The sequence below is a fragment of the Novosphingobium sp. FG90 genome (assembly GCF_057808725.1).
The window spans coordinates 1-984 of sequence record NZ_JBMDIO010000108.1; the positions used below are offsets into that span (position 1 = coordinate 1).

Genomic DNA, 984 nt, shown 5'->3' on the forward strand with positions numbered 1-984 from the left:
TCGGCCTGGCGATGGATGCGCCGATCTGGGATGTCACGGTCTTCACCAAGAACCGTGAGAGGCTGCTGTCCAGGGACGTTGCCGCCAAGTTCCTGTCCGCCATCATCAACCAGGCACGCGTGCAGGCTCTTCTGTCCGACGATCATTTCTCGGTGGACGGCACGTTGATCGAAGCGTGGGCCAGCGTGAAGAGCTTCAGGCCCAAGGATGAAGGCGGCCCCGGGGATGACGATGACGCCGGTTCAGTCTCCGGCCATGGCGAGCAGAAAATAGCGCCGAGCAATGCCGGACGCGATTTCCGGGGCGAGAAGCGCAGCAATGCGACCCATGCATCAACTACTGACCCCGATGCCCGCCTATTCAAGAAAGCGCGGGGCCAAGCAGCCAAGCTGTGCCATATGGCCCATGTCCTCATGGAGAACCGCAATGGCCTCGTTGTCGATGCGATCCTCACCCACGCGACCGGCACCGCCGAACGCGATGCCGCACTGACCATGCTGGGCCGGATGGAAGGGCGCCATCGGATCACGCTGGGCGCGGACAAGAACTACGACACCGCCGCCTTCGTCGAGGCATTGCGCGAGATGGACGTCACCCCGCATGTGGCTCAGAACAACAGCAACCGGCGCTCGGCAATCGACGGGCGTACGACACGCCATCCCGGCTACGGCCTCTCCCAAAAAATCCGCAAGCGGATCGAGGAAGTGTTCGGATGGGCAAAAACCTGCGGCACCATGCGAAAAACCCGACACCGTGGGCAACATCGCGTCGGATGGTCCTTCACGCTCACCGCTGCCGCCTACAACCTCGTCAGGCTGCCGAAACTGCTGGCCGCGACCTAGGCATGCGCCTCACAGCGCACGAGGCCGATCAAAAACGACCGGCTTCGGGAAGGTCACCTCCCAGAATGACTGACGCCGTGGGCTAGAAAACGGCGAAACCGGGGCCAATGGCGGGCTCTGCCAAGCCTTTTTCCGCAGCCTG

1 protein-coding gene is annotated in these 984 nt (G+C 62.7%); it reads left to right on the forward strand.

Annotated elements, in window-relative coordinates; translation table 11 throughout:
- Positions 1 to 842: IS5 family transposase (locus ACODRZ_RS26735; protein ID WP_488973190.1), on the forward strand; the 842-nt coding region annotated here is incomplete at its 5' end.
- Positions 843 to 984 lie beyond the last annotated feature (142 nt).